We start from the raw sequence: 26079 nt of genomic DNA, 5'->3' as shown, positions 1-26079 counted from the left end.
ATACATCATCACTTTGGGCTGACTAAATGTTGTTTAAAAAATTCGTCAATGGCTGTAAAAGCTTTGTGTCGATTACGCTGAATAGACAAATAGTGGTCGCCGTCTGCCAATTCAATATATTCAACTGGCTTATTTAAGTCTAATAGCTTTTGGTAAAATCTTTGGCTTTGACGAACATTAACCACGGTATCGCTGGCACCATGGAGTAATAACATAGGTATATTAATTCGCTTGGCCTGATAAAAGGGTGAACGGGCAATTAAGTTGTCAACATCTTTACCCATTTGGTGTTCTACAAATTTCTTATTAGTGTAGTAACGACTCTTAAAAACAATATTTCGAAGGTCGCTCACTCCGGCAAAACTGACGGCGCACCTAAATAAGTCAGGTGTTTTTACCGCTGCCATGGCCGCCGCATAACCACCATAACTTGCGCCAACAACATACATTAGTATTTGCTAATTTAATAAAACCTAATATAATCTACTGTAATACTAATTTAACCATACCAATATCACGGAGTTACTATGACTAAGAACGATGCATTAAGACTAATAGCGGGCACGATGATACTTATTTCACTTATTTTAACCGTAACATTATCAATAAACTGGTTATGGTTTACTGCTTTTATTGCGGTCAACTTAATACAGTCATCATTTACTAAATGGTGCCCAATGATGGTCTTATTAAAAAAAATAGGCCTAAAAGATTAACCAAACACTTTATTCTAGCAACAAACTCGTCGAATATTCTGAACCATCGGTATTAAGGAGTATAAAGTGTAATCACTGCCCTTTGGACTTATTCATTAATGCTTTAGTTTAGTGTGCCGACAGCCAGAAATTTTGCATCCTTCTATGGCGATTAGCTGATCGCCTATTTTTATCTGCTGGTAGTCTGTATTAACCGCTAATACATCAATATTTCATACTATTAATGTATTAGAAAAAATTAATAGGATTACTATTTATAATCGAGTTATTTTTTCGTTTAGGTTGTAGTTTTTATCGGTAACGATAGCTTCCAATACCTCTATTCGACTTAATTGGTCACCCAGTGTTTTATTAACCGCTGCCGCGACTTCTGTTTCTAAATTAGCTTTTTCTAATTTCAACGCTTCTACTTCTAATTCTTTTATTTTCTTTTTATTGGTACTTAATACCAAAATAATTAAAAAACTCACTAAAAAAATCACAGCGATACTTAAAAATACCCAAAGGTTTATATTCATGGTTAGGTTGTCTCATTATTCATTAAATAAAAATGCTATCTTGCAAAGTTTATTCCTTATATATTTTATCATTATTTCAATCACTTAAAAAACGACAACTTGAAAATATGGCTATATTAGCTAAGCTTTAGCGAAGATTACTATTATTTCGCAGTATCACTTTGGCGATACAGTTCAATCAGTTCACCTTATAACGATTAAGCTGTCTGCCATAGCACCACAAACTTAGCAGGATTCAAACCCATTAAATATTTATAATTTCACTATGAGATTTATTCCCTTAACCACCTATATTCTGCTATGTTTATTGTAAGATCACCGATTGAAAAGAAAGTAAAATGACTCTACGTTGTAAAATAAAGTTATGCTTTATTAATATCCTTCTTATCACATCATGGCCACTCATCGCTGATACCTATAAGGTAATTTCTTACGATCCTGCCAATCCTCCACACAATATCTCTACAATAGATCAACAAGGCAAGGCTACAATATCAGGCATATTTGCCGACATGTTTCACCAAATAGGAGAAATTACCGGCGATACCTTTGTAATGGTTAAAATGCCGGCCGCTAGAGCTATGCTTGAATTTGACCTTGGCCGTGTTGATATTGAACCCGGAATTAACCCTATTTGGCGCAGTAATTCAAAAGAAATAGGTTTGTATTCCATTGCCTATGAACGTGTTGAGGAAGTGATTGTTTTTCGCTCTGGTGATCAATTTGAAGTAAAAGGACCAAGAGATTTATTTGGACACAAAGTAGGCATAGTTAGAGGCTTCACTTATCCTAGGTTTGAGGCATCCTTTACCAATAATGACATCAACAAGGTATTAAATAAATCAGAAAGTTTACTCATTAAGCAATTGTTGGCTGAACGCATTGACCAAATTTTTATCAGTAAATCCTCAATACAATATATGAAAAGACACCTTCCAACTTTAAGTGATATTGTCGTTGGAGACGTGGTGAGCTCGGTAGAAGTTATGATGCGTGTACACCCAACAAAACTTGAACTTTTACCAAGATTAAATAAAGCATTACAACAAATGATTGATAATAAAAGCATTGATAAAATTATTGCTAAATACCAATAAATAGTTAGTCACATTGTTAAAAACAGCTAATATTCATCATATTGTACGAGTTATAAATCCATAGCGTAATATCTGAATAAACAAGCGTTATTGACATGATTTGGCTAACCTGTTGTAGTTAACATTCTACTTAAAATGAATCACCTTAATCATAATTAAAAAGGAATAGATATGCTTAGCTATGCCACCATCGGTGTAACCGATTTAGAAAAATCAGAAGCCTTTTATAATGAACTCTTGGCACCTATAGGCGCTAAAACGTTAATAAAAATGGAGCGCATTATATTTATTGGTAAAAGTATGAAAGAGCCTATGCTCGCTATTTGTGTACCTTATAACGAAGCGCCTCAAAACTGTGGCAACGGCAATATGCTTGCTATTGCACCGGGCTCAAAAGAGCAGTGTGATGAAATGTATCATAAAGCCATTGCCTTAGGTGCGACTTGTGATGGAGAACCAGGGCAGCGTATACCCGACGTATTTTATGGTGCTTACTTTCGTGATTTAGATGGTAACAAAATCGTTTTTAATCATTTTGGTTAATTACCAGTATTCAGGCATAGCCTTGCGTTATGCTTGAATATGACTTTATCATGACACCTTTCCCACCTATCATTTAAAATAATTCTCGATAATAAATGATTATATTGCTGACAATTATAGGAAAACGTAACAATTGAATCAATTGACTAAAAAGCGCATAGGATGTCCTTATTGTGGCGAAACAATTAAAGTACTCATCGATTCAGCCGACGTAGACCAGCAGTATATTGAAGATTGCCAAGTTTGCTGTAAACCGATAATTTTTTTAGTTTCAGAAAGCATGGACGGTGATCTTGATGTTAATGTTTACAGCGAAGATGATGCGTTTTAATCCCAATTTAGAAAATCCCCCTACCGTTTGCCCCTTAGCTAAACGCAGATTCAATCAACATTATTAACAAAGATTTTATTGTTCTTTATTGATTTTTGCACAGCTATTGAAAACTAGCATTATTAAAAGCCCACTATTTTTGTGAGCTATCTTCGTATAGAATCTGCCTTATAATTTCTACACCTTGACGTTGTCCCAAGTCGGCCAGTCAAAATAGTGAAGTTAACTAGCAACATCTTCTTATTCCTTTCTAAAATGATATAAAAAATGAATGATATAACTATAGCAACTCACAACGGTAATTTTCATGCAGATGACGTATTTAGTATCGCTGCTCTTAAACACATTTTTCCTAACTTTAACCTCATACGCACGCGCAATTTAGAGGTTATCGGTAAAGCAGATCTTGTTATTGATGTTGGTGGTGAATATAACGCAGATGCAGGTCGATTCGATCACCATCAGCGTGGTGGTGCCGGTGAGCGCGAAAATGGAATTCCTTATTCTTCATTTGGCTTGGTTTGGCAGAAATATGGCTTAGAAATATGTCAGGGTAACCAAGACGTTGCAAACGCTGTTGATGCAGGGCTAGTTTCAACAATTGACGCTATTGATTGTGGCTATACAGAAGGCGCTTCTAAAGGTATAAACCAAGGTATTAGCCTTAGCCAAACGATTTCAATGTTCAACCCTACTTGGCAAGAAGATAATCACTTTGATAGCTGTTTTGATGAGGCGGTTGAGTTTGCGACACGTATTTTGACACGGTTTATTGCCTCTGCAAATGGCGGAATTAGTGCAAAAGAAATTGTCGCTAAAGCGATTGAGAATGCAGAAGACCCAAGAGTGATTGTTTTAGATAAATATACGCCATGGAAAAGAACCGTTCATGCTCTGTCTGCACAAGCTTTATATATGGTTTATCCTTCTGGCTCTGGTCCTTGGAGAATTCAAACAGTGCCTGTTGAACCGGGTTCATTCGAAGATAGAAAATCACTACCTCAAGCATGGGCTGGCTTATCTGATGATGCGCTAAAAGCCGTAACCGGTATTGACGATGCAATGTTCTGTCATAATGGCCTGTTCATAGCCGGAGCTGAGACTTTTGAAAGTACTATGAAAATGGCTGCTATTGCATTGCAAGAAGAATAACAATAGAAAAACCAAATGTTTTGTAGCTTAAATAGCCTGTTCATAGCCGGAGCTGAGACTTTTGAAAGTACTATGAAAATGGCTGCTATTGCATTGCAAGAAGAATAACAATAGAAAAACCAAATGTTTTGTAGCTTAAATAGCCTGTTCATAGCCGGAGCAGAGACTTTTGAAAGTACTATGAAAATGGCTGCTATCGCATTGCAAGAAGAATAACAACAATAGAAAAACCAAATGTTTTGTAGCGTAAATAGCCTGTTTATAGCCGGAGCAGAGACTTTTGAAAGTACTATGAAAATGGCTGCTATTGCATTGCAAGAAGAATAATAGAAAAACCAAATGTTTTGTAGCTTAAATAGCCTGTTTATAGCCGGAGCAGAAACTTTTGAAAGTACTATGAAAATGGCCGCTATTGCATTGCAAGAAGAAGAAGAAGAAGAAGAAGAAGAATAGAAAAACCAAATGTTTTGTAGCTTAAATAGCCTGTTTATAGCCGGAGCAGAGACTTTTGAAAGTACTATGAAAATGGCTGCTATTGCTTTGCAAGAAGAATAAAAAATCGCATTATTCGCACTGTAAAAATCACATGGCGATTATATGGCTGATTTCGCCTTAGTGATATCAGCCATAAACCAAACGTTCTGCCACAAAACTTATGATTTAACTATAGAAATACTGCACGCTATACAGACAAGAGTATAAATATCGTTATATCAAAATCTTAACTATTGCTTAAGTACCGCTATTTGTTTTAGCATTTCAGTTTCTAATCGTCCTATTAATGCCGTAAACCTTGGCTGTTGCGCTAGATCGATAAAATAAGGTGATTGTAATAAGTTAGCACGCCAATTATATAAATAACCATTATCAATGGCAGCTTCGAGGTACTTAATGGTCTGCTCATCGTTATTTTCGAGTGAGCTACTAATAGCAAGGTTCATGTATTCAATACCCAACAAGCGTGCTTGACCTGTAAGATAAAAAGACTCATCTCGTCCCTTTACTCTCTCAACAAGCTTTTCAACTTTGGCTAACTGACCTTGTGCTTTATAAACACAGGCAAGTAGCAAAATGCCATTTACATTTTCTATAGCATTCAATGTTGCGGGGGGTGGTTGATTAACCCATTCATTTATCCCCGGGATATGTAGATTAATCAATGCCTCTGCATCGGCAAACTTTTTCTGCTTGAGTAATAAGTATACGGCACCAGTAATGAAGCGCTCTTTCAGTTGTTTACTGGGATATACCGTATTAGCATCGGCTACGGTATCGTTAATGAGTATTAATGCTTTAGCGGTTTGCCCAAGGTAAATAAGACTGTTCACTTTTTGATTGATAATTTCAGCGTTATTGGCATTAATTGACATTGCCTTTTCTGCATATTCAAGAGACTTAAGAGCAGATCCCAAAGATAAATAGTAGATCGAAAGTGCTTGAGGAAAATAAGGGTCGTTAGGGTCTAACCTTGCACCATTTTCAGCGAGCTTAATAGCATCAACAATTTGCCCCATATGCTGTGCATATATTTGTCCTAAATAAAAAGGATAAAAGGTATTCTTCGGGTTAACCTTAATAGCTTGCTTAAGCGTTTGTTCCGCTTCTGAATATTTTTGTAATGTTTGTACTAAATATACTGCAAAAAAATACGGTAAATCAGCATTAAGTGGGTCAACTTTTTGAGCCCTCTTAAATAAAGCCCTGGCGTTATCTTCTCCCATTTCAGCACCATTTGATTGTGCGTGCCTTATGATGATATCGACATTATTAGGATTTAGCCGATAAGCTTCTTTTGCATACTGATTACGTAACTTACGATCTGTTTTTATAATTAATGACCGAACAAAATAAGCTTCAGCAGAGTTTGGATTAATGCTAAGAACTTCTTTAATTAGCGCTTCTGCCTTATCAAGCATTAGCCAATCAAAGCGACTACCCGTAATAATTTGACGAGCATATGTTTCTGCCAGCTTAATGCGCGCCATCAAAAATTCGGGGGCAATGTCTGTTGCTAACTCAAGAGCAGCAGCGGCATTATCTAAACTTTCAAAGGTATAGGTATGAAGTCCCCTTAGGCCTTGCAGATATAAATCATAAGCTTTAGGGTTGATCGTTTGCGCAGAAGATACTGTCTTAACTAATGATATGCCTAAGGTTTCCTTCAGTGCATCGACAATTTCTGCTGATATTTCATCTTGTACTTGAAAGATGTCATCAAGCTCGCGATCATATGACTCAGACCACAAGTGCTTATCTGTTTCAGCATTGATGAGCTGAGCAGTTATGCGCACTCTTACACCTGACTTTCTCACGCTGCCTTCGAGTACGTTTTTTACACCTAAGATTTTAGCAACTTCCGAAATATTAATCTTAGTATCTTTATAGGCAAACGCCGATGAACGAGAGGTTACTTGTAGTTTCGGTATTTTTGCTAATACATTTAATATTTCTTCTGAAATACCATCTGAAAAGTATTCTTGTTCTTTATCAGAAGACATATTTACAAAAGGAAGTACAGCAATCGAGGTACCCTTTGGCTCTGATATTAATGGATTATTTGCATTAACTTTGATGGAAACTTGGGCAATAACTTCAGCTTGTTCTGTTGGCAAGACTAAAGCCGTTGGTGATTGAAAACGACTCTCATAAATAAAGTAAATCAAGGCAATTGCCATAAGGCCAATAATGATAAAATCTAATTTACGACCTGTAAGAGCAGCAGTAGAATCTCCAGATGATATGGCGGATTCAAGCTTGATACCGTCGGGAGTTATTTCAAACGCCCAAGCAAAAAAAAGGGCAAAAGGAAAACCAATAAGACCAAAAAAAAATACCGCAGTATTTATCCAATTAGGCAAGTGTAATGCCGGAACAGCAATTGACGTGATTTGAACAACAACCCAAGCAAGTACAAGGTAGGCAATCCCAACCTTGAAAACATTTCGCCTTTTCAGTTCTGATATCAAAGATTCAGCCACATTTAATCCATAAATATGTTTATTTTTTAGCCATGTATAATCAATGTAATGCTATTAATGACTTAAATCAAACTTGAGAGGTTTAATAAGCCAATTTGCTTAATATAAAATATTACACAAAAAGAACGCCTGCAAAGTGTAAATAGTTATCAGTAACTATAATTGTAATAATAAAAAGACATTAGTTAAGTTAGAACAAACTTAACTGAACCTACAAAAGCAAAAAAACACCAATCATTACAATTGATGTTTTTATATAACTAAGAACGTTTACACTATTATAGTTAGCTCTTAAAGCGACGCGACGCTAAGCCAATTAGACCTAACGCAAAAATTGCCAGGGTAGTTGGTTCAGGAACATTAACAGCAGAATCATTAACAGCAGCAGTACCAAAAAACTCAATTTCACCTAATTGGTGATTATTGCCGCTTACAACCGAAGTTGATTGGTAACGGAAAATACTATATGCCGTATTAACGTTATAATCATCAGCATTTGAAAACTGAATAACTTCAAAGCGTGTTGCCCCCCAAATAGAGCTTCCTGCTACGTCATAAGAATAAATAGACGTATAGTTGATTCCGTCATTTGAGCCTAAGATACTCCACTGATCGGAATCTCTGTTAGGAACATCATTTGCAGAAGAAAGTGTGAATTTATCAAGAATGTAACGATTTGTACCAAAATCAGCTTCTACCCATACATTACCACCATCGCAACACCACTTGGCGTTACCAGATGATAAAATGTTATCAAATACATTAAATGCACTCTCTCCATTGCCAAAGGCAGGTTCTATACTAGAACGAAACATTGCATTATAGTTTACATTCGAATTAGCAAGACCGTCATTCTCTGGATCAGTTAAATCACCACCCACTAATGCCTCAGTTCCTGTGCCAAGAATTAAACTTGCGCTGGCGGTAGTCGTAAGTAAAGTAAGAGCAGTTGTTAATAGTACTAATGGTAAAAAATTCATTTTCATTTTTTGTGCCTTTAAATTTATTTCAATTAAATCTGGGAGATAATTATTAAAACAATAATCATACCCCAGCAAAGCAAATAACAGGCCAACAAATTAAATAGGATATATTTCAATTGGTTATATAAAACAAAAAATAACATTAGAGTAAATATGTAAATAAATCTGACACACCCATCTCATCAACCAGTTGAATTCATTGTATTATTTAAAATAACAGTCATTAAGCTTCATTTAGCAATAAAAAAGTTCATCACGATGATGGCTTAGCTAAATCATTCAAACGTAAAGTGAGGCCAAAGAAACGATAGAACATCGCGCAGCTCTTATAGAAAAGCGATGTAATTTAGCTCAAGATTACGGCATGACCAAACCTATGGTTGCCAGCGAAATTACTGCGAGGGTAAATCACTGAAAAGCTGATATAAGTTGGCAGACCTAAATAAACGCCTGAGAAATTTTTACTTAAACAGCGTTCATTAAAATGAGCTTTATAGCAATTATCATCAATATGAATCCTGCGACTTTATCTATTTTGTGTTTGTGACGATTGAAACGAGGCATTATATTAGGGTGTGATAACAATAACGCCACACCGCTGTACCAAATAAAATGAGCCAACATAATAATTATCCCATAACTTACTTGCATTATTAGCGGAGTATCTACAGAAACAACTTGCGTAAAAATACTTAAGAAGAAGATAGATGTTTTCGGATTTAAGATGTTGCAGGTAAAGCCTCGACGCATCGCGTTAAAAGGCGACATTGCTGCTGTTTGATTGTTGTGATCATTATTTAACAGATCACGTGTTGTTAATAACTGCCAGGCAATATAAATAAGGTAAGCCGCTCCTAAATATTTGATTGTCGCAAATAACCAGGCGGAGTTTGCAATCACAACCGCTAATCCTGCAATCGAATAGCTAGCATGTATACAAACTGATAAACACATACCTAAACTCATATATAACCCCGATAAACGGCCATTATAGATACTCGTGCGAGTCACCATGACAAAATCAGCACCAGGCAACATAGCCATAAAAATAGCGATGGTGCTTACCGCAATAATTTCTGTCATGTAAGTACTTATTAACAACTCCATATTTCTCTCTCATCATTTAAAATAGTCTCATAGCAACTCACTTGTTACTGTGCAGCTATGTTAATATATGAGAAATTTAAAACAATACACCTATTTGTAAAAGGACTTGTGCTTGATGGACACAAATAAACTAATCCCCTTATTGTCTGATATGGCTATTTTGGTAACTGTCGTTGAGCAGGGCAACTTTAGTAAAGCGGCAATCAAACTTGGGGTAACCCCCTCAGCGGTAAGTCGCCAAATTAGCCGATTAGAAGATGCTTTAGGCATAAAACTATTACAACGCACTACACGGCAACTAGCGTTAACAGAGCCAGGAACATTAACCTTTAATTATTGTAAACAAATGATGGAGTCAGCAGAGCAAGCCGTTAATGCCAGTAGCTCGACAACATCAACGGTTAGTGGATTGTTGAGGGTGGCGGCACCAAAATCACTTGCCAATCGAGTATTGCGGCCACTCTTTGTCGAGTTTTTAAAGTGCTACCCTGATATTCAATTGCATTTAAAAGTAACTGACCGGATTTTAGATCCTATTCATGACGGTGTTGATTTCTTAATTCATATCAATGACAACCCGATTGAAGCTTTGGTCAACGTTAAAATTGCTCGCAGTGAACAAGTGTTATGTGCCAGTCCTGATTTTCTAGCTAACCATCCGCTACCAACACACCCCGACGATTTAAAAAATTTACCCTGCCTTTGCTTAGGTGAAAACATGTCAGATAGCCGGTGGCGATTTAGTCAAAAAAATCAACAAACAAGCGTACAAGTCACTGGTTCATATTTACTTAACCACAGTGAAATGCGTCGAGACGCTATTGAACAAGGCTTTGGTATTGGCTCTCTGCCTGATTATATCGCACAACAGGGCATTAGCAGTGGCAAGCTCATTCCACTTTTGGAAGATTGGCGGTTACAAGGCAATTACCAAGGTGATATTTGTTTGCAGTATGTACAAAGTAAATATTTACCCAATAAGAACCGCATTTTTATCGATTTTATGAAGCAAAAATTACAAGAAATACAGCCCCACTCGTGAGGCATTAAACCATTAATTTAAAAGTAATTTAAAGACACTCACTTTAAAAATCAAAAAGCAATTAATATGACACTCATGTTAAAAAGCTAAATAGATGACAAATAAACTTCAACATTTATGGAGTCCTCAGCTATAAGAGATATTTGACAATATATTCGTGTGTTAAAGGAAGATGTTGTCAATTTGCTCCCAAAATAACAATTTTTTGGCAAGGCTATTTCTCCAAAATCATGGATTAATAATTTACACCTGTTTTTAATGTCTTCAAGCAAAGAGTTTATTGCAATGGCTTAAATTATGTCGTCGCTTTAATTGCTGATGATCGCAATAATCACTCAGCACATCTTCGTGACCGATAGCACCATGAAATTGTATTCTAAATTCGGTGGTGATGATTAACCACTAAAAGCAACAAAAACCGAAAAAAACAAAAAACTGAGTAATTACTTCACTTTTTACTTTACACTTATAGAGTTGTTACTCTATAATGTTTCTGTTCTCTTTTAGTGAGCACCTGTTGTAATAATTTTATATTTTAGCTTCCCCAAAGCTATCCAGCCGATGAACTTGTTTTCATCGGTTTTTTTATGCCTAAAATTCAATAAAATATAAAAATCACCTGTCGCAATTATAATGGCCATCACTAAAAATTGTCTTTAATCGTCTCAATTAAGCTTATTCATAAAAATTTTTTAACTTAATATCACTTTATCCACAGATTCATTTTTTAACGATAACACATTGATTAACCAATTTATTTCAAGAAACCCTACCCTATTAGTTATATTGAATCTCCTTATCATACCAATCACTTTGGCGACTCTTTTTAATAATAAATTAAAAATAAGATACTTAATTTGTAACCTTTCGCAAAGTAGTGCGTAATTATAACTATGAAAGGAAATAAATTTAATAAAATACTCGAACAACATCAGCAACGAATCTATTCGTTAGCTTTGTATATTTTACGTGATAAACATGAAGCGGAAGATATTACACAAGATGTTTTTACGCGTTTATGGAATAACATCCAACAAGTAGATGTTGAAAAAGTATCGGCTTGGCTATCTACGGTAACCCGTAATGCTTGTATTGATAAATTGCGTAAGCGTAAGGAATTCAGCCAAGTTGAAGAAGAGCATCAAGTGACACAAAAACATGAAGAACCGGCAGGGAATTTACAGCACCAACAATTAAGTCGTTGGTTAAGTGAGGCGATTGCTTGTTTAAAAGAACCCTATAGTTCGTTGATTATGTTATGTGATGTACAACAAAACAGCCAAAGTATTGCGGCGAAATCACTTAACTTAACCACCAGCCAAGTAAAAGTCTATTTACATCGTGCACGACGTGAATTGCGAAATAATTTAAAGGGGTATACCCATGAATAATAAAGAATCATGGCAGAAACCATTAGATGATTTTTTAGCGAACAATGACCTTTCAGCTGACACCCGTGTGCTAGCAAGAGTATTGTCCGAGAGCAGTGAATCAACTAATGAACAACTTAGTAACCAACAAATTGCTGAGTTGGAAACAGCGTTACATATTGAAAAACATTTAAATGACATAGGTTTGCAGCCTTTATCAGCCGATTTGAAAAACAAGTTACAGGGCATTAGCAAAACTGAAAAAAGCAGTCATGTGATTTTTGGTTACTTTACACCTAGCTGGAAAAAACTTAGTGCGCTAGCCGCAACCGTTACCGCTATCGCTTTACTCAACACCAATATACTAAGTGATCCTATAAATAAACATCCATCACTGGCAGAAATACAACATGCTGAGCAAGAGTTAGCAATCGCTTTGCAATATATATCATTCGCTAAAAAAATATCAACAGAGCAAATAAAGCAAACATTTGACGAAAATATACAACAACCATTGAACCAAGGTTTATTTAAACCACTTAATCATTTTAAGGAAACATCATGAAAAAATTATTATCAGCACTTATTTTCTTTAGTTCATCATTATTAATGAGCAGTTCAGCTTTTGCCGACGACATTACCAAAGAGCGAGGTTATGTAGACTTTGCCAGTCTTAACTCAGTTTATGGTGAACCTAAAGTGATGGTTAATTTAAATAAAACCATGTTAGGTTTTATTAGCAAAATTAATCTGTCTGATCCAGAAGCATCAGAATTAATCAGCAAATTAAAAGCCGTTCGTGTACAAATCTATAATATGAAAGGTAGCGATCAACCGGCAATAGATTTAATCGCAAAAGTCAGCAAAGATATTCAATCTAAAAACTGGTTACCTATTGTCTCGGTCAATGAAGAAGATGAAAAGGTACGAGTATTCACCAAAATCACAGATGACCTTATGGATGGTTTAGTCGTTATGGTTATTAACAATAAAAGTGATAAAGACGGTCGTGAAGCGGTATTTATTAACATTGTTGGTGAAATAGACCCGGCACAAATTAATAAAGTAACCAAATCACTTAACATTGATATTGACTTAAAATAACGAGTAAACCATGAAACTATCTCACTATTTTTTAAAGAAAGTGACCTTGCTATTAGCAGTTGCAGCAAGCTTTTTCTTAACCGGTTGTGGCATTACCGCAGGGGGACTTCACAGTCATGCTGGCTATGCCGATATTGAATCACCTTATTGGTGGCAAGCTGACAGCGAAATAAACTTGTCTTTAGGTCCATTAGCTATTGGCACAGCACGTTGGGTTATTGATGCTGATGAAGACCCAGAAATTGATGCTTTATTGGATGACGTAGATGGTGTTCGTATAAGTGTTTATAATGTTGAAAAAAACAGTGAGTTGTTTAAAGATAATTTCATTGAAACTCAAGCTAATTTACGTGCCGATGGTTGGCAACATGTAGTGAGAATGAATGATGATGAATCAACTGATTACTCACTGATGTTCATCAAGTCAAACGGTGAAGTAATTGATGGTTTAGTTGTACTGTCACTTTCAGATAATGAGGCGGTATTTGTCAATATTATTGGTAATATCCACCCTAACTCTTTTGAACCTATTATGGAGCAGGTTTATAAGAAAAATGATGCGGCAAAAAGATTTAAAGAAGTAGATGAAGAGGAATAACATATTAGCCGATTAAGTTATAAATGATAACTTAATCGGCTTGCTTTTAAGTGCTAAGATAATTTATCGTGGCGAAGCAGCTTTGTATTTAGCGGCTTGTTTATTATCAGGTAAAGACGCTTTAATAAATTGACGGATATCATCATTCGCCGCTTTTAAATCTTCATAGCGAAGGTACATCATATGACCACTGCGGTAGCCTTTAAAAGACAAACGGTCTTGCATTTTACCACTTTGATCTAACTGCCACATAGTGTACTTAGCATCAAAATAGTTAGTCGCACCATCGTAGTAACCTGCTTGGAACATGACATTTAAATAAGGGTTTTGTGCCATCGCTAAACGTAAGTTTTTACCGGTATTATTGTTAGTGCGATCCCACGGATGTACATCACCAAACATATTATATTTAATGTCTGTTTTATAGTTTAACTCTTCACGTAAATAGTAATTAATGGCGGGCGTGAAACTGTGTAACCATGACGTTAATTCCGCATTGTAGTCAGGACGTGAACCGGTTGTTTTCTCGTCAATACCTAAGTAGCGTGAATCTAAACGACCAATTGTTTGCTCACGGTCACGTAATAGTTCTTTCCAAAAATAGGAAGCGCTAATATCTAAATTACTGCGTAATACTTCAGTGACCGAAAGTCCTGAATAATAAGAGACCTTTTCAGCTATCGCCTGTTTTTCTGCTTTGCTAATAAAGCCACCTTTAGCGAGTGCGGGTATGTATTGCTCAATAGTAAACTTTTCAACTTCAGGCAAAATATCTAATAAGTCTTTTTGCTGTAAATCGCTCTTTAGTGCTTGGTGATACCAGGCAGCAGCTGCAAAATAAGGTAGGCGATTTGCGGCCTTTACCGGTCCGTCGCGCTTAATGCCAATATCGGTTGGCGACACAAGAATCACGCCATTTAGATACATCCACTGACGTGATTGTAGTTCTAACGCTAAGCCTGAAACACGGGTAGTACCGTAACTTTCACCGATTAAATATTTTGGTGAACGCCAGCGCTCATTCCGGGTCACAAAAGTATTTACCCAGTCTGCTAGATATTTGATGTCGGCATTGACACCAAAAAACATCGATTTTTGTTGCTCTTTCGAAGGCATCTTGCCCTCTTTGTCGGGTAAAACTCGTGAATAACCCGTATTAACTGGATTAACAAAAACTATATCGGCAACATCTAAAATTGAATAGTCATTGGTCTTAACACCGTAAGGCTGCAATGGATATCCTTCGTCATCAACATTTAAAACACGTGGTCCGGTGTAGGCAACATGCATCCAAACCGATGCTGAACCTGGGCCACCGTTAAAAGAAATTAATAAAGGTCGGGCGCCTTTATTCTTAACATTACTGCGCTGGTAGTAAGTATAAAATAAACTAGCGGTTGGATTACCCTCACTGTCCCATACGGGTTGAGTACCTGTAGTGGCAGTGTAGTCGAATTTTTTACCATTAACCTTGGTACTATGTTTTGTGGTTGAGCTTTCGTCGATAGGTAACTTACGGCTATTGTCAGCAGTATTCTCAGCATTAGCAAACGGTGAGAATATCAGCAACAAGGCGAATATTTTGACTAAATGGTGTGCTTTCATTTTAACGTCCTGTGCAGTGGATTTTTATTAATATGTCCATACTCTAAAACAGAAAAAATATTATCGCTGAAATAAAAGTTTAAATGACTCTTTTCAGCGATAAACACCTGCTGTCACTAAATTTTGCCTAGGTATTTAGCGTTAAGTAAACCACGATCAGCTTTTGACCGGTAATCGTCATCTCCCCTGCTTTAAGGGTATTCAATTTCAATAAATGCCCTGCCTTTATTATTTGGTGATTTTGGTATGACGTTAACTGGAATGCACCCGACAAACTGTAAACAAAGCATAAGTCTGCAGCTTTAAGTTCAACTGTTTGTCGAGCTAGCAAGGTTTTCACAACGGCCGAGCACTTTTCTTTATCTGTAATAATATTAAAATCGGTAATTTCGCCAGCAGGTAAACGTCCAACGGTTCGACAACCCCCATCAAAATTGGCGACATCAAGGATATTATTCAACTGATCAGTTTTACGATTATCGTGTTGTAAATTAATACCCTTACCGGCAATGAGAATGAGATTACGCTGATAACCTGAAAAATCAGAAAAGCCCCCATCTTCAACAACATTCGCCATACTCAAGCGCCAAATAAAGTCAGCTAAAGTACCACCGTCATTAATCGCTAATTCAATAGTTTCACCTTGGCCATTTTTCCATGGGATAGTCTTAAAATGTTCAGGTGAAATAACCGTAAACATTAAGATTGCCCCAAATGTTTCGCATGAAAACATAAGTGACTTTCAATAAAACTGGCGATAAAAAAGTAACTGTGATCATATCCCTGATGTTGGTTAAGTATTAGCGGGTAGTTATTACTCAGCGCCGCTGAAATCAATGATTCTGGCTGAAGTTGCTCTTGCAAAAAGTCATCGGCTAAACCTTGATCAACCAATGCCGGTATATGCTGTGTACTTGCTTTCATCAACACGCTTGCATCATGTTGCTGCCATAAAGCTTTATCATTCCCTAAATAAGCACTAAACGCTTTTTGTCCCCAAGGGCTATTAATTGGATTAGCGATGGGGCTAAAGGCAGATACCGAACAATATTTATCAGGATTTTTTAGCGCTATAGTTAACGCGCCATGCCCACCCATTGAATGACCACTGATTGATTTTTTACTCGATACAGGGAAGTTTTCTGCAATTAACGCTGGCAATTCATTAACAATATAATCATACATTTTATAATGAGTCGACCAAGGTTTCTCGGTGGCATTTATATAGAAGCCCGCACCTAATCCTAGATCGTAAGACTGGTTTTCATCGTCGGCAACACCGACTCCACGCGGGCTGGTATCTGGGCAAACAATGGCTATACCGAGTGCCGATGCCATACGCTGCCCCCCTGATTTGTGTACAAAGTTTTCATCGGTACAGGTCAGTCCTGAAAGCCAATATAAAACCGGCACTGGTGAATGCTTACTGGCACCTTCAGGTAAATAAATAGCGAAACGCATCGGACATTTTAGACTTTCAGCATGGTGTTGAAAATGCTCTTGAACGCCACCAAACATTTTATTACTGCTAATTTTCTCTAACATTATGGTTCAACTTTTAGATATTTATGGATGTTTAAAAATGAATAACACTACGAATGCTCTTACCTTCATGCATTAATTCAAAGGCCTCATTAATTTTTTCTAACGACATGGTATGGGTAATAAAGTCGTTTAAAGCAAATTCACCGGCAAGATAGCGTTCAACATATTCAGGTAACTCGCTACGACCTTTTACACCACCAAAGGCAGTACCACGCCATACTCGACCGGTAACCAGTTGAAATGGGCGGGTTGAAATCTCTTGCCCTGCGCCAGCAACACCAATAATAATAGACTCACCCCAGCCTTTATGACAACACTCTAAGGCCGAACGCATCACATTAACATTACCGATACATTCAAAAGAGTAATCAACACCGCCATCGGTTAATTCAACAATAACGTCTTGAATAGGTTTGTCGTAATCTTTGGGATTAATACAGTCTGTTGCACCCAGTTTTTTGGCTAACTCAAATTTACTTTCGTTGATATCAATCGCAATAATGCGGCTTGCTTTCGCCATAGCAGCGCCAATAATAGCCGACAAGCCAATACCACCTAAACCAAAAATAGCCACGGTATCGCCTACTTCAACTTTCGCCGTATTCATGACTGCGCCCATGCCCGTAGTTACCCCACAACCCAATAAGCACACTTCTTCAAGCGGTGCTTTAGGGTTCACTTTGGCTAAAGATATTTCAGGTAAAACGGTATATTCAGAGAAAGTAGAACAGCCCATATAATGAAATATAGCTTTACCGTTTAATGAAAATCTCGAGGTGCCATCAGGCATTAAGCCTTTACCTTGGGTTTCGCGAATTTTTTGACACAGGTTGGTTTTACCTGATTTACAGAATTTACACTCACCACATTCGGGTGTGTATAAAGGAATAACATGATCGCCAACCGCAACACTGGTGACACCCTCACCTATTTGTTCAACAATCCCGCCACCTTCATGCCCTAAAATCACTGGAAATATTCCTTCAGGATCTTCACCTGAAAGCGTGAAAGCATCGGTATGACAAACGCCTGAAGCGATAATTTTAACGAGAACTTCACCTTTTTTGGGAAGTTCTACATCAATTTCTTCAATTGTTAAGGGTTTATTTGGCCCCCAAGCAATTGCGGCTTTAGATTTGATGGTGTTTGTTTTTTGCGTAACTGCTGACATATGAATTACCTGATTACATTCTTAAAGACAATGATAGTGGATAAATATCAGGAATAACAGCCTATTGAAATGGATAAAATTATTTTAGCCCGATTAATAAATTGGGCTGTACTATGAAGGCGAGATATTCACCATAAGGATTTACAAACCTTTTTACAGCGTGCTTTTTATCTATTCCCCCTTAAAGGTTTTTATAATTCACCTTTAAGGTCATTGAGCTTTAATAGCAGGTTGGGTGCTAAGAGTTCTTCGTTAATGGCCAGTAATAACTCTTCGGCTTGTTCTTTATCACCGCCCTGCAACTTTATTTCGGCTAAGTACAATTTTGCATGAGAGACTTTAACAACATCTAAAGCAATTTCAGCATGCTTAATTGCGGCTAAATAACTTTTTTCAGCTAATGATAATTGTTCAGCGTGTTGCTGTGCTTGCGCTAAATTAAAATGTACTGTCGCTATTTGTTGTTCATTACCATATTTATAACTCCAAGGAACGGTTGCATACCAGTGGGCAAGTGCTTCATCATGCAATTCAAGTTGCCTAGCAACATGACCTAAATGACCGAAAAGTTCCATCATAAACTGCGGATTACGGCTGTTTTTATATTTTTCTTTTAAAGCATTAAGTGACTCATAGGCTTCAGGTAGCTCACCAATAAACATTTGTAAGTTGGCAATTTCAATAAGTTTAATTGGAGATGGATAGACTTCATTCATTATTGCTAATTGTGCTTTTGCTTTATAAATATAACGCTTACCTTCTACTAAGTCGCCATGACTAAGTAGAGATTTAGCATAATACATGTAAAGTGTGACTTGAAAAGGGATCGGTAGATCTTCCTCGTCTATCCAACGTTTTGTTTCTTGGTAAAGCTCATCACTGTGTTGCAAAATAAATAGTGAGGACAATTTAAATTGCATTAAGCTAAACCAAATACGGCTTTTCGGCTGTACTTGGGTTAATTCAATATTAACTTTTTCTAGGCATGATGATGGCGAGCGCTGACATAGCTTTGCTGTGCTCTCACTTTTCATTGCATAACTTTTTGCAACCGGTAAACAAAACACCCACAATAATAGTGCTGTGAGTCCAAGTGAATAAGGCTTTGAAGAGATAAAAAAATGTTTATTCATCGTTAAATATTGCCACTGATTTTATTAGTTGCCAAGTACCAGACCATAATTGATTAAAGATTATTGAACAAAAAATATCTTGGTGTTAAGCTCTGCCGCGAAATTTTCACCTTAATTTAACCTAAAGTTAACCCAAATAAAATAAAGGATTTATTATGTTTAAGAAAACCGCTATCGCACTCACTCTTTTCAGTCTATCTCTAACAGCCGTAGCAGCTGATTGGCAAGTGGGCGGTGGATTCGGTCAGTTATCTGATAGCTCTGATGGCGACGATATCTCTTTGAACTTTATCTATGGCTCAGTGGCATATAAAATTGAAAATTCAGCGAAAAATTTTTACTTGATGCCTGAACTTCGTCTCGGTACTGGTGTTGGTGACGACTCGCTTTACGGTGCTAAAATTGAAGTAGAAAGCTTACTCGCTTTATCTTTGCGTGGTCAATATGACTTCAACAATCGCGCATATGTTTATGTAATGCCGTCTTATGCAAACTTAGACCTCAAAGCAAGCTATCGTGGCGAATCAGCGTCTGATGATTCATGGGAATTTGGCATCGGTGCTGGTGTTGGTTATAGCCTCAATAAAAAAGTGAGCGTTGAAGCCTCTTATGAAACGTATGACGGTACTAAATTACTTTCTGTTGGTTTTAAATACGCTTTTTAAGCGCAATATTTAACTGACCGTTGACGTGTAAGGAGAGCAATAAGCTCTCCTTTTTAATTTTATATCGTTAATTTTTAAAACTAATGACCTAAAACACTAAGCGTCGAAATATAAAAGTTAGCATCAACGGCTATATTTGGGTTTTCCTGCTCAAGTTCAACAGTAGTCCAAGTTGCTGTTGGTGCTAGCCACTGTGTTTTACCGGCAATAGTGACGCGTAACGGCATATCAAACCCCTTAACCACGTTACCCCAACGAATTTTCATCACTTTATCTTTGATAAAATATTCGAAAGTGGGAATACGTATATCACGTAAATATTGATCAAAGACCTTACTTAAGTCGATACCTGATTGTGTGCTAATGTAGTTTTCAATATCTTGGGTAGTCACTGTTTGATGATAAAAAACCTTACCTAATCCACGGAGTATTTCTCGCCATTTTTCATCATTATTAATCACTTGGCGAATGGTATGCAACAAATTGCCACCCTTATCGTACATATCACCAGAACCACCGCGATTAGCATTATATTCGCCAATAATAGGGGATTGATTACCAATATTCATCCGTTGACCACGAACGTATTCAAAGGCTTGCTCTTTGGTAAAATGATACTCTAAAAATAGACTTTCTGAATAGTTGGTAAAGCTCTCATGGATCCACATATCGGCAACATCTTTATTGGTGATGTTATTGGCAAACCACTCATGGCCTGATTCATGGACAATAATAAAATCAAATAATAATCCTGGGCCAGTACTACTTCTATCACGTCCTAAATAACCATTTTGATAACCATTACCATAAGTTACCGAACTTTGATGTTCCATCCCCAAATATGGTGCCTCCACCAGTTTATAACTGTCTTCATAAAACGGATAAGGACCAAACCAATGCTCGAACGCTTCAATGGTTCGTTTTGCTTCTTTAAACTGTTTTCTTGCTTTCGCTAAGTTTTCTCGTAAAACATAGTAGTCCATATCAAGCTGACCTTTTTCACCTTGATACTTTTCACCAAAATGAACATAGTCACCAATGTTAATATTGACCCCATAATTATTGATAGGATTGACAACTTGCCAATGATAAATTTTTGTTTTATCAATTTTATTGTCTTCAACTTTAATTAATCGGCCATTAGACACATCCATTAAATGTTCTGGCACCTCAACACTGATTAACACGCCGTTGTTGGGCTCGTCGGCAGGATGATCTTTATTTGGCCACCAAATACTAGAGCCAATGCCTTGATTTGAAGTGGCAATAAAGTCGAGACCATTACTGTCTTTCTTCCAAGTAATACCGCCATCCCATGGGGCGTTTTTTGCGGTAACGGGCTGTCCAGAGAAGTACATAGTTATCTTCTGCTCTGAGCCTATTTCTTGCTTACTGGCTGGGGTGATAAAATAAGAATAGCCATCTTGCTCTACTTCAAGCGCTTTACCATTTTGGTGCACTTTCTCAAGCTTCATTGGCGCTTGTAGCTCTATTTGTAAACGTTCACCTTTAGCTAGCACCTTATAAGTCATGATGTTTTTACCTGAAAATAGCTTAGTTTCAGGGTCAACTTTTACATTAAGATGATAATGAATTAGATCCCACCACATTCTTTCTGGTGTTATTGAGCCACGTAATTGTTCTTGATGCGTTATTTTGCCACTTTCTTGTTGCCAATTACTCGCGCTAACATGCCCAGCAAAAACCATAGCGCAAACTAAGCCAGCAAGTGAAGTCGTTATCCGTTTTTTTATCATTGTTATTGTCCTAACACTCTCTCGTATACAATATACTAGCATTGTGTAATATAAATTGTGAACCCTAAAAAGGGTAAGGTCTATCAACGACTCACATTGTTATCTAAAAAATTAATTATAACCAAATACAACATTATGATTGCGTATTTTGAAACTAATACGATAGAATCACCATAATTACTTGTCGGAGTGCTGAGATTATTTCTAAAGAAATATTCAAAGCTGAGATCGCGAAAGCGGGATCCGTAGAACCTGATCAGATTAATATCTGCGTAAGGGAACAAGGTAAAATATAGCGGTTAAAGCATTAATATTTAATCCGTTTTATTTTTTCCTCACTCTACACTTCGTCTTTTTTTTACTGCATTTATAACAAAATGCAACTTATTAAAAGGCAACATAATGACCAAACCAGCTAACAAACTCACTCGCAGAGAACGTCGCGAACAAGCTGAAACATTTTTAAAAAACGTTTCAGATCAATCATTCCCAAATTCTAAAAAAGTTTATGTGCAAGGTAAAATTCACGATATCAAGGTAGGTATGCGCGAAATTACCTTGTCTGATACTTTATTAGCGGGTAACAAAGATAAGCCAACCTACGAAAAAAATGAACCACTTTGCGTCTACGATACCTCAGGTTTTTATACCGATGAAAGTGTCGAGATAGACGTACACAAAGGTATCCCTCGCCTGCGTGAAAGTTGGATTGATAGTCGTGGTGATGTTGAGCTATTAACATCAAATAGCTCTACTTATGCTCAACAACGTTTAGCTGACGATGGTGTTGACGCAATACGCTTTGAACACTTACCTAAAATGCGTGTCGCTAAAAAAGGTCGAAACGTTACCCAAATGCACTATGCTCGCCAAGGGATCATTACCCCTGAAATGGAATATATTGCCATTCGTGAAAATTTAAAACGTGAGGAGGTCAAAGATAAAACCTTACTACTACAACATAAAGGTCAGTCATTTGGTGCCAGTATTCCAACGCAAATTACCGCAGAGTTTGTCCGAGATGAAGTCGCGCGTGGCCGAGCAATTATTCCGGTAAACATTAACCACCCAGAATGTGAGCCGATGATTATTGGCCGTAATTTTTTAATTAAAGTAAATGCCAATATTGGTAATTCGGCGGTGACCTCTTCCATTGAAGAAGAAGTAGAAAAACTGGTTTGGTCAACCAAGTGGGGTGCAGACACGGTAATGGATTTATCAACGGGCCGTAATATTCATGAAACCCGCGAATGGATCATGCGCAATTCGCCAGTGCCCATTGGTACGGTACCTATCTATCAAGCGCTAGAAAAAGTAAATGGCGTGGCAGAAGACTTAACCTGGGAAATTTTCCGCGATACCCTTATCGAACAAGCCGAGCAAGGTGTTGATTATTTTACCATTCATGCCGGTGTACTATTACGCTATGTTCCAATGACCGCTAAGCGTGTTACCGGTATTGTCTCACGTGGTGGTTCAATTATGGCGAAGTGGTGCTTAGCGCATCATAAAGAAAATTTTTTATACACCCACTTTGAAGATATCTGTGAAATATTAAAGCAATACGATGTCTCGTTTTCACTCGGCGACGGTTTACGCCCTGGCTCGGTTGCTGATGCCAACGATGAAGCACAATTTGCCGAATTACATACCTTAGGCGAATTAACTAAAATTGCTTGGCAACATGATGTTCAAACGATAATTGAAGGTCCTGGGCATGTGCCACTGCATATGATCAAAGCAAATATGGACGAGCAACTTAAACATTGTGGTGAAGCTCCTTTTTATACCTTAGGTCCGTTAACGACTGATATTGCACCGGGTTATGACCATATTACTTCGGGTATTGGCGCCGCTAATATTGGTTGGTACGGTTGTGCCATGCTCTGTTATGTCACTCCTAAAGAACATTTAGGCTTACCCAATAAAGAAGATGTTAAAGAAGGTTTAATGACCTATAAAATTGCAGCCCATGCCGGCGATTTAGCAAAAGGTCATCCGGGGGCGCAAATTCGCGATAATGCGATGAGCAAAGCACGCTTTGAATTTCGTTGGTACGATCAATTTAATATCGGTTTAGACCCTGAAAGAGCCAAGGCTTATCACGATGAAACCTTGCCACAAGAATCGGGTAAAGTTGCCCATTTCTGCTCTATGTGTGGGCCAAAATTCTGTTCGATGAAAATATCTCAGGAAGTACGTGATTATGCCGCGGGTCTTGAAGCCAGCAATAAAATAGAAATACAGTTACTTGACGAAGTCATTGTTTTAGATGCAACGCCAACCGATATAGCACAAGGCATGGCTGAAAAGTCAGCGGAATTTAAAGCGACCGGTAGTGAAATTTACCATCAGGTGAAGTAGTCAGCCGATGACTATTTCTCAACAGTTCCCTAAACCTACTCAAATCTGTGCCAATATCGTTGTTATTGGCGCAGGGTTAGTGGGTCGTTTAATGGCATTGTCTTTGGTTAATCAAGGTCATCAAGTGACCTTGATTGATAAAGATAATAAACAAGGCCACCAAAGTGCCGCTTATGCTGCTGCCGGTTTATTAACGCCGCTAGGTGAAGCTATGCATAGCGATCGTAATATTGTTGAAATGGGCTTTGAGTCATTAGCGCTTTGGCCTGATATTCTCGCTAAATTAGACAGTTACACTTATTTTCAACAAGCAGGCACCTTAATGGTTAGCCATGAGCAAGACCAAGGCGATTATCAGCGTTTCATGGCTTATATCAAAAATCATTATCCGCAACATCAGCTACAGCAACTGAATCGCCAACAAATACTTGCCCTTGAGCCCGAATTAGCTCATCGCTTTAATCACGGGTTGTTTTTACCTGAAGAAGGGCAAATAGGTAATCGTAAATTACTAAAAGCCCTGCAAAAGCAGCTAGAAAAAAGTAACGTTACTTGGTTAGAAAGTGCACCTGTCGTTAACATTGAACAGCAAAAATCGAGCTGTTTAGTAACATACCATGAGGATAGCCCACTAGGCGACAAAGGCAATAAGCAAACTAACACGTCAAAGCATATTATTGCTGCTGATTTAGCAATTGACTGTCGTGGTGCAGGCGCACGCAACAGTGCAGGCGAAAACACCGCAGCCCCCTTAAAAGATTTACGAGGAGTACGAGGTGAGATATTTCAATTATTTGCCCCTGAAGTCAATATTACCCGGCCTATTCGTTTAATGCACCCTCGCTATCAATTATATATTGCCCCTAAAACTAACGGCTTTTATGTCGTGGGAGCAACTGAAATCGAAAGTGAAGACTGCGCGCCAATGACGGTACGTTCTTCAATGGAATTACTCAGCGCGGCTTATAGTGTCCATGCTGGATTTGCTGAAGCCAATATTCGTCAACATATTAGCCAGTTAAGACCAGCTTTTAGTGATAACCAAGCTAAAATCTCACTGCAAAATCGGCTTATCCAGGTCAATGGATTGTTTCGCCACGGCTACCTTATTGCGCCGGTTGTGTTAAAGCAGTTAGAGTTTACCGTTGCGCATTTTTTCGAGCGTCGCTCATTAACAGAATCTCCTTATCATAAGTGGTTAGCCATCAATGAATACTAAAGCAGCTATAACAACCTATTTTATCAATGGACAAGCAATCACCATTGTCAGTCTAACCCCCAATATATCAATAGCATTACTGCATTATTTAACGCCAGAGCAACAAAAACAAAGTTTTGCTGTGGCTCTTAATGGTGACTTTGTTGGTAAAGCTGATTATCAAAAAACCATAATTAATCAAGGGGATAGTATCGATATACTGTTTCCTATTCAGGGTGGTTAATGATGGCCTTTTCAACCGAGCTAATGATATACGGACAAGCGGTTAATAGTCGTTTATTAATTGGTAGCGCACTTTATCCTTCGCCACAGATCATGAAACAAGCGATATTAGCCAGTGGCTCAAAAATTGTCACCTTGTCGTTAAAACGCCAGAACCCTGCGCAACAGTCAGGTACAAAAATTTGGCAATATATTCAAGAGGTTGTTAAAGAGACTCAGGGTTTTTTATTACCCAATACAGCGGGCTGTAAAACAGCTAAAGAAGCGGTAACCCTGGCAAAAATGAGCCGTGAAATTTTTCAAACGGATTGGATAAAATTAGAAGTTATCGGTGATGACTATAATTTACAACCAGACCCTATCGAGCTATTAAAGGCCAGTGAACAGTTGTTAAATGAGGGTTTTAAAGTGCTACCTTATTGCACCGACGATCTAGTGGTGTGTCAGCGTTTATATGACTTAGGTTGTCAGGTGATCATGCCTTGGGCATCGCCAATAGGCACAGGTAAGGGTCTAATGAACCCTTATAATTTAGCAACAATTCGTTCGCGGCTTCCAGATGCAACTCTCATTTTAGATGCGGGTATTGGCAAACCCTCAGATGCTTGTCTAGCCATGGAAATGGGTTACGACGCCGTATTATTAAATTCAGCAATTGCCTTGGCAGATAGTCCGGTGCTAATGGCAAAAGCCTTCGCACAAGCCATTGTCGCTGGCGAGCAAGGATACATGGCGGGTGTAATGCAGCAACGACAAACCGCTCACCCATCAACGCCAACCCTAGATACACCTTTTTGGCATCAATAAGCCAATAAGCCAATAAGCCAATAAGGATAAAGCTATGACAGAAAGTGTTAAA

26 protein-coding genes, 1 pseudogene and 1 riboswitch are annotated in these 26079 nt (G+C 37.7%); of the genes and pseudogenes, 16 read left to right on the top strand and 11 right to left on the bottom strand.

Annotation, left to right across the window (positions count from 1 at the left end):
* Window positions 1–8: 8 nt before the first annotated feature.
* Window positions 9–449 carry an alpha/beta hydrolase family protein gene (locus tag A3Q34_RS11365; protein ID WP_070375471.1) on the bottom strand — a complete coding sequence of 147 codons (441 nt, stop codon included), beginning with the start codon at window positions 447–449 and terminating at the stop codon, window positions 9–11.
* 78 nt (window positions 450–527) lie between these two features.
* On the opposite strand from A3Q34_RS11365, the gene A3Q34_RS11360 reads away from it, so the two are divergent.
* Window positions 528–716 (top strand): YgaP family membrane protein, encoded by a 189-nt coding sequence (locus A3Q34_RS11360; protein ID WP_070375470.1) that lies wholly within the window; start codon window positions 528–530, stop codon window positions 714–716.
* A 254-nt stretch (window positions 717–970) separates the two neighbouring features.
* Here A3Q34_RS11360 and A3Q34_RS11355 read toward each other — a convergent pair whose 3' ends face one another.
* Window positions 971–1234 carry a hypothetical protein gene (locus A3Q34_RS11355; RefSeq protein ID WP_070375469.1) on the bottom strand — a complete coding sequence of 88 codons (264 nt, stop codon included), beginning with the start codon at window positions 1232–1234 and terminating at the stop codon, window positions 971–973.
* Window positions 1235–1572: 338 nt separating this feature from the next.
* Between A3Q34_RS11355 and A3Q34_RS11350 the strand changes: the two genes are divergently transcribed.
* The 5 genes and pseudogenes from A3Q34_RS11350 to A3Q34_RS20910 all read left to right on the top strand — a co-directional run.
* Entirely contained in the window at window positions 1573–2331 is a 759-nt protein-coding gene (locus A3Q34_RS11350) for a substrate-binding periplasmic protein (protein WP_070375468.1), read from the top strand.
* A gap of 171 nt (window positions 2332–2502) precedes the next feature.
* Window positions 2503–2874 (top strand): VOC family protein, encoded by a 372-nt coding sequence (locus A3Q34_RS11345; protein ID WP_070375467.1) that lies wholly within the window; start codon window positions 2503–2505, stop codon window positions 2872–2874.
* A 133-nt stretch (window positions 2875–3007) separates the two neighbouring features.
* The gene (locus tag A3Q34_RS11340) at window positions 3008–3205 is read left to right on the top strand and encodes a CPXCG motif-containing cysteine-rich protein (protein ID WP_070375466.1); all 198 of its coding nucleotides are present in this window, start codon (window positions 3008–3010) and stop codon (window positions 3203–3205) included.
* 267 nt (window positions 3206–3472) lie between these two features.
* Window positions 3473–4357, top strand: a complete 885-nt coding sequence (locus A3Q34_RS11335) for an MYG1 family protein (protein WP_070375465.1) — start codon at window positions 3473–3475, stop codon at window positions 4355–4357.
* A gap of 123 nt (window positions 4358–4480) precedes the next feature.
* A pseudogene (locus A3Q34_RS20910) lies at window positions 4481–4573 on the top strand (MYG1 family protein); the annotation flags it as partial.
* 509 nt (window positions 4574–5082) lie between these two features.
* Here the strand turns inward: A3Q34_RS20910 and A3Q34_RS11330 are convergent.
* The 3 genes from A3Q34_RS11330 to A3Q34_RS11320 form a co-directional block, all read right to left on the bottom strand.
* The gene (locus tag A3Q34_RS11330; RefSeq protein ID WP_070375464.1) at window positions 5083–7335 is read right to left on the bottom strand and encodes a hypothetical protein; all 2253 of its coding nucleotides are present in this window, start codon (window positions 7333–7335) and stop codon (window positions 5083–5085) included.
* A 284-nt stretch (window positions 7336–7619) separates the two neighbouring features.
* Complete coding sequence (locus tag A3Q34_RS11325; protein ID WP_231907342.1) at window positions 7620–8315, bottom strand: PEP-CTERM sorting domain-containing protein; 696 nt, start codon at window positions 8313–8315, stop codon at window positions 7620–7622.
* 468 nt (window positions 8316–8783) lie between these two features.
* The gene (locus A3Q34_RS11320; protein ID WP_070375462.1) at window positions 8784–9425 is read right to left on the bottom strand and encodes a LysE family translocator; all 642 of its coding nucleotides are present in this window, start codon (window positions 9423–9425) and stop codon (window positions 8784–8786) included.
* A 115-nt stretch (window positions 9426–9540) separates the two neighbouring features.
* On the opposite strand from A3Q34_RS11320, the gene A3Q34_RS11315 reads away from it, so the two are divergent.
* The 5 genes from A3Q34_RS11315 to A3Q34_RS11295 all read left to right on the top strand — a co-directional run bounded on the left by A3Q34_RS11315 (window position 9541) and on the right by A3Q34_RS11295 (window position 13539).
* The gene (locus A3Q34_RS11315) at window positions 9541–10467 is read left to right on the top strand and encodes a LysR family transcriptional regulator (protein ID WP_070375461.1); all 927 of its coding nucleotides are present in this window, start codon (window positions 9541–9543) and stop codon (window positions 10465–10467) included.
* An 893-nt stretch (window positions 10468–11360) separates the two neighbouring features.
* Window positions 11361–11858, top strand: coding sequence for an RNA polymerase sigma factor (locus tag A3Q34_RS11310; protein ID WP_070375460.1), 498 nt, complete (start codon window positions 11361–11363; stop codon window positions 11856–11858).
* Window positions 11851–12402, top strand: coding sequence for a hypothetical protein (locus tag A3Q34_RS11305; protein ID WP_070375459.1), 552 nt, complete (start codon window positions 11851–11853; stop codon window positions 12400–12402). Before A3Q34_RS11310 ends, A3Q34_RS11305 begins: the two co-directional genes overlap by 8 nt.
* Complete coding sequence (locus A3Q34_RS11300; protein ID WP_070375458.1) at window positions 12399–12941, top strand: DUF4252 domain-containing protein; 543 nt, start codon at window positions 12399–12401, stop codon at window positions 12939–12941. The genes A3Q34_RS11305 and A3Q34_RS11300 overlap by 4 nt, the downstream gene beginning before the upstream one ends.
* Before the next feature lie 10 nt (window positions 12942–12951).
* A complete protein-coding gene (locus tag A3Q34_RS11295; protein WP_070375457.1) occupies window positions 12952–13539 on the top strand; it encodes a DUF4252 domain-containing protein in 588 nt (195 codons plus the stop codon).
* A gap of 63 nt (window positions 13540–13602) precedes the next feature.
* Here the strand turns inward: A3Q34_RS11295 and A3Q34_RS11290 are convergent, their stop codons facing one another.
* The 5 genes from A3Q34_RS11290 to A3Q34_RS11270 all read right to left on the bottom strand — a co-directional run bounded on the left by A3Q34_RS11290 (window position 13603) and on the right by A3Q34_RS11270 (window position 18993).
* Window positions 13603–15144, bottom strand: a complete 1542-nt coding sequence (locus A3Q34_RS11290) for a S10 family peptidase (protein ID WP_070375456.1) — start codon at window positions 15142–15144, stop codon at window positions 13603–13605.
* 127 nt (window positions 15145–15271) lie between these two features.
* On the bottom strand, window positions 15272–15844 hold the full coding sequence (locus A3Q34_RS11285) for a HutD/Ves family protein (RefSeq protein WP_070375455.1): 573 nt from the start codon (window positions 15842–15844) through the stop codon (window positions 15272–15274).
* Entirely contained in the window at window positions 15844–16689 is an 846-nt protein-coding gene (gene fghA, locus A3Q34_RS11280; protein ID WP_197517578.1) for an S-formylglutathione hydrolase, read from the bottom strand. Before fghA ends, A3Q34_RS11285 begins: the two co-directional genes overlap by 1 nt.
* Before the next feature lie 31 nt (window positions 16690–16720).
* Window positions 16721–17860 (bottom strand): S-(hydroxymethyl)glutathione dehydrogenase/class III alcohol dehydrogenase, encoded by a 1140-nt coding sequence (locus tag A3Q34_RS11275; protein WP_070375453.1) that lies wholly within the window; start codon window positions 17858–17860, stop codon window positions 16721–16723.
* A 191-nt stretch (window positions 17861–18051) separates the two neighbouring features.
* Complete coding sequence (locus tag A3Q34_RS11270) at window positions 18052–18993, bottom strand: tetratricopeptide repeat protein (protein ID WP_070375452.1); 942 nt, start codon at window positions 18991–18993, stop codon at window positions 18052–18054.
* Window positions 18994–19148: 155 nt separating this feature from the next.
* Between A3Q34_RS11270 and A3Q34_RS11265 the strand changes: the two genes are divergently transcribed.
* On the top strand, window positions 19149–19658 hold the full coding sequence (locus A3Q34_RS11265) for an outer membrane beta-barrel protein (RefSeq protein WP_070375451.1): 510 nt from the start codon (window positions 19149–19151) through the stop codon (window positions 19656–19658).
* 80 nt (window positions 19659–19738) lie between these two features.
* Here A3Q34_RS11265 and A3Q34_RS11260 read toward each other — a convergent pair whose 3' ends face one another.
* Entirely contained in the window at window positions 19739–21415 is a 1677-nt protein-coding gene (locus A3Q34_RS11260) for a M1 family metallopeptidase (protein ID WP_083277982.1), read from the bottom strand.
* Window positions 21416–21590: 175 nt separating this feature from the next.
* Window positions 21591–21712, top strand: a riboswitch (TPP riboswitch).
* Window positions 21713–21817: 105 nt separating this feature from the next.
* On the opposite strand from A3Q34_RS11260, the gene thiC reads away from it, so the two are divergent.
* Genes thiC through A3Q34_RS11240 form a run of 4 tightly spaced genes read left to right on the top strand, consistent with a single transcriptional unit; the run spans window position 21818 to window position 26027 of the window.
* Window positions 21818–23779 (top strand): phosphomethylpyrimidine synthase ThiC, encoded by a 1962-nt coding sequence (gene thiC / locus A3Q34_RS11255; RefSeq protein WP_070375450.1) that lies wholly within the window; start codon window positions 21818–21820, stop codon window positions 23777–23779.
* A 7-nt stretch (window positions 23780–23786) separates the two neighbouring features.
* Window positions 23787–24998, top strand: coding sequence for an FAD-dependent oxidoreductase (locus A3Q34_RS11250; protein ID WP_070375449.1), 1212 nt, complete (start codon window positions 23787–23789; stop codon window positions 24996–24998).
* Window positions 24988–25221 (top strand): sulfur carrier protein ThiS, encoded by a 234-nt coding sequence (gene thiS, locus A3Q34_RS11245; protein WP_070375448.1) that lies wholly within the window; start codon window positions 24988–24990, stop codon window positions 25219–25221. The genes A3Q34_RS11250 and thiS overlap by 11 nt, the downstream gene beginning before the upstream one ends.
* 2 nt (window positions 25222–25223) lie before the next feature.
* Window positions 25224–26027 carry a thiazole synthase gene (locus A3Q34_RS11240; RefSeq protein ID WP_070377116.1) on the top strand — a complete coding sequence of 268 codons (804 nt, stop codon included), beginning with the start codon at window positions 25224–25226 and terminating at the stop codon, window positions 26025–26027.
* Window positions 26028–26079 lie beyond the last annotated feature (52 nt).

Source organism: Colwellia sp. PAMC 20917 (assembly GCF_001767295.1).
GTDB lineage: Bacteria > Pseudomonadota > Gammaproteobacteria > Enterobacterales > Alteromonadaceae > Colwellia_A.
This window is presented reverse-complemented; position numbering and strand designations above follow the sequence as displayed.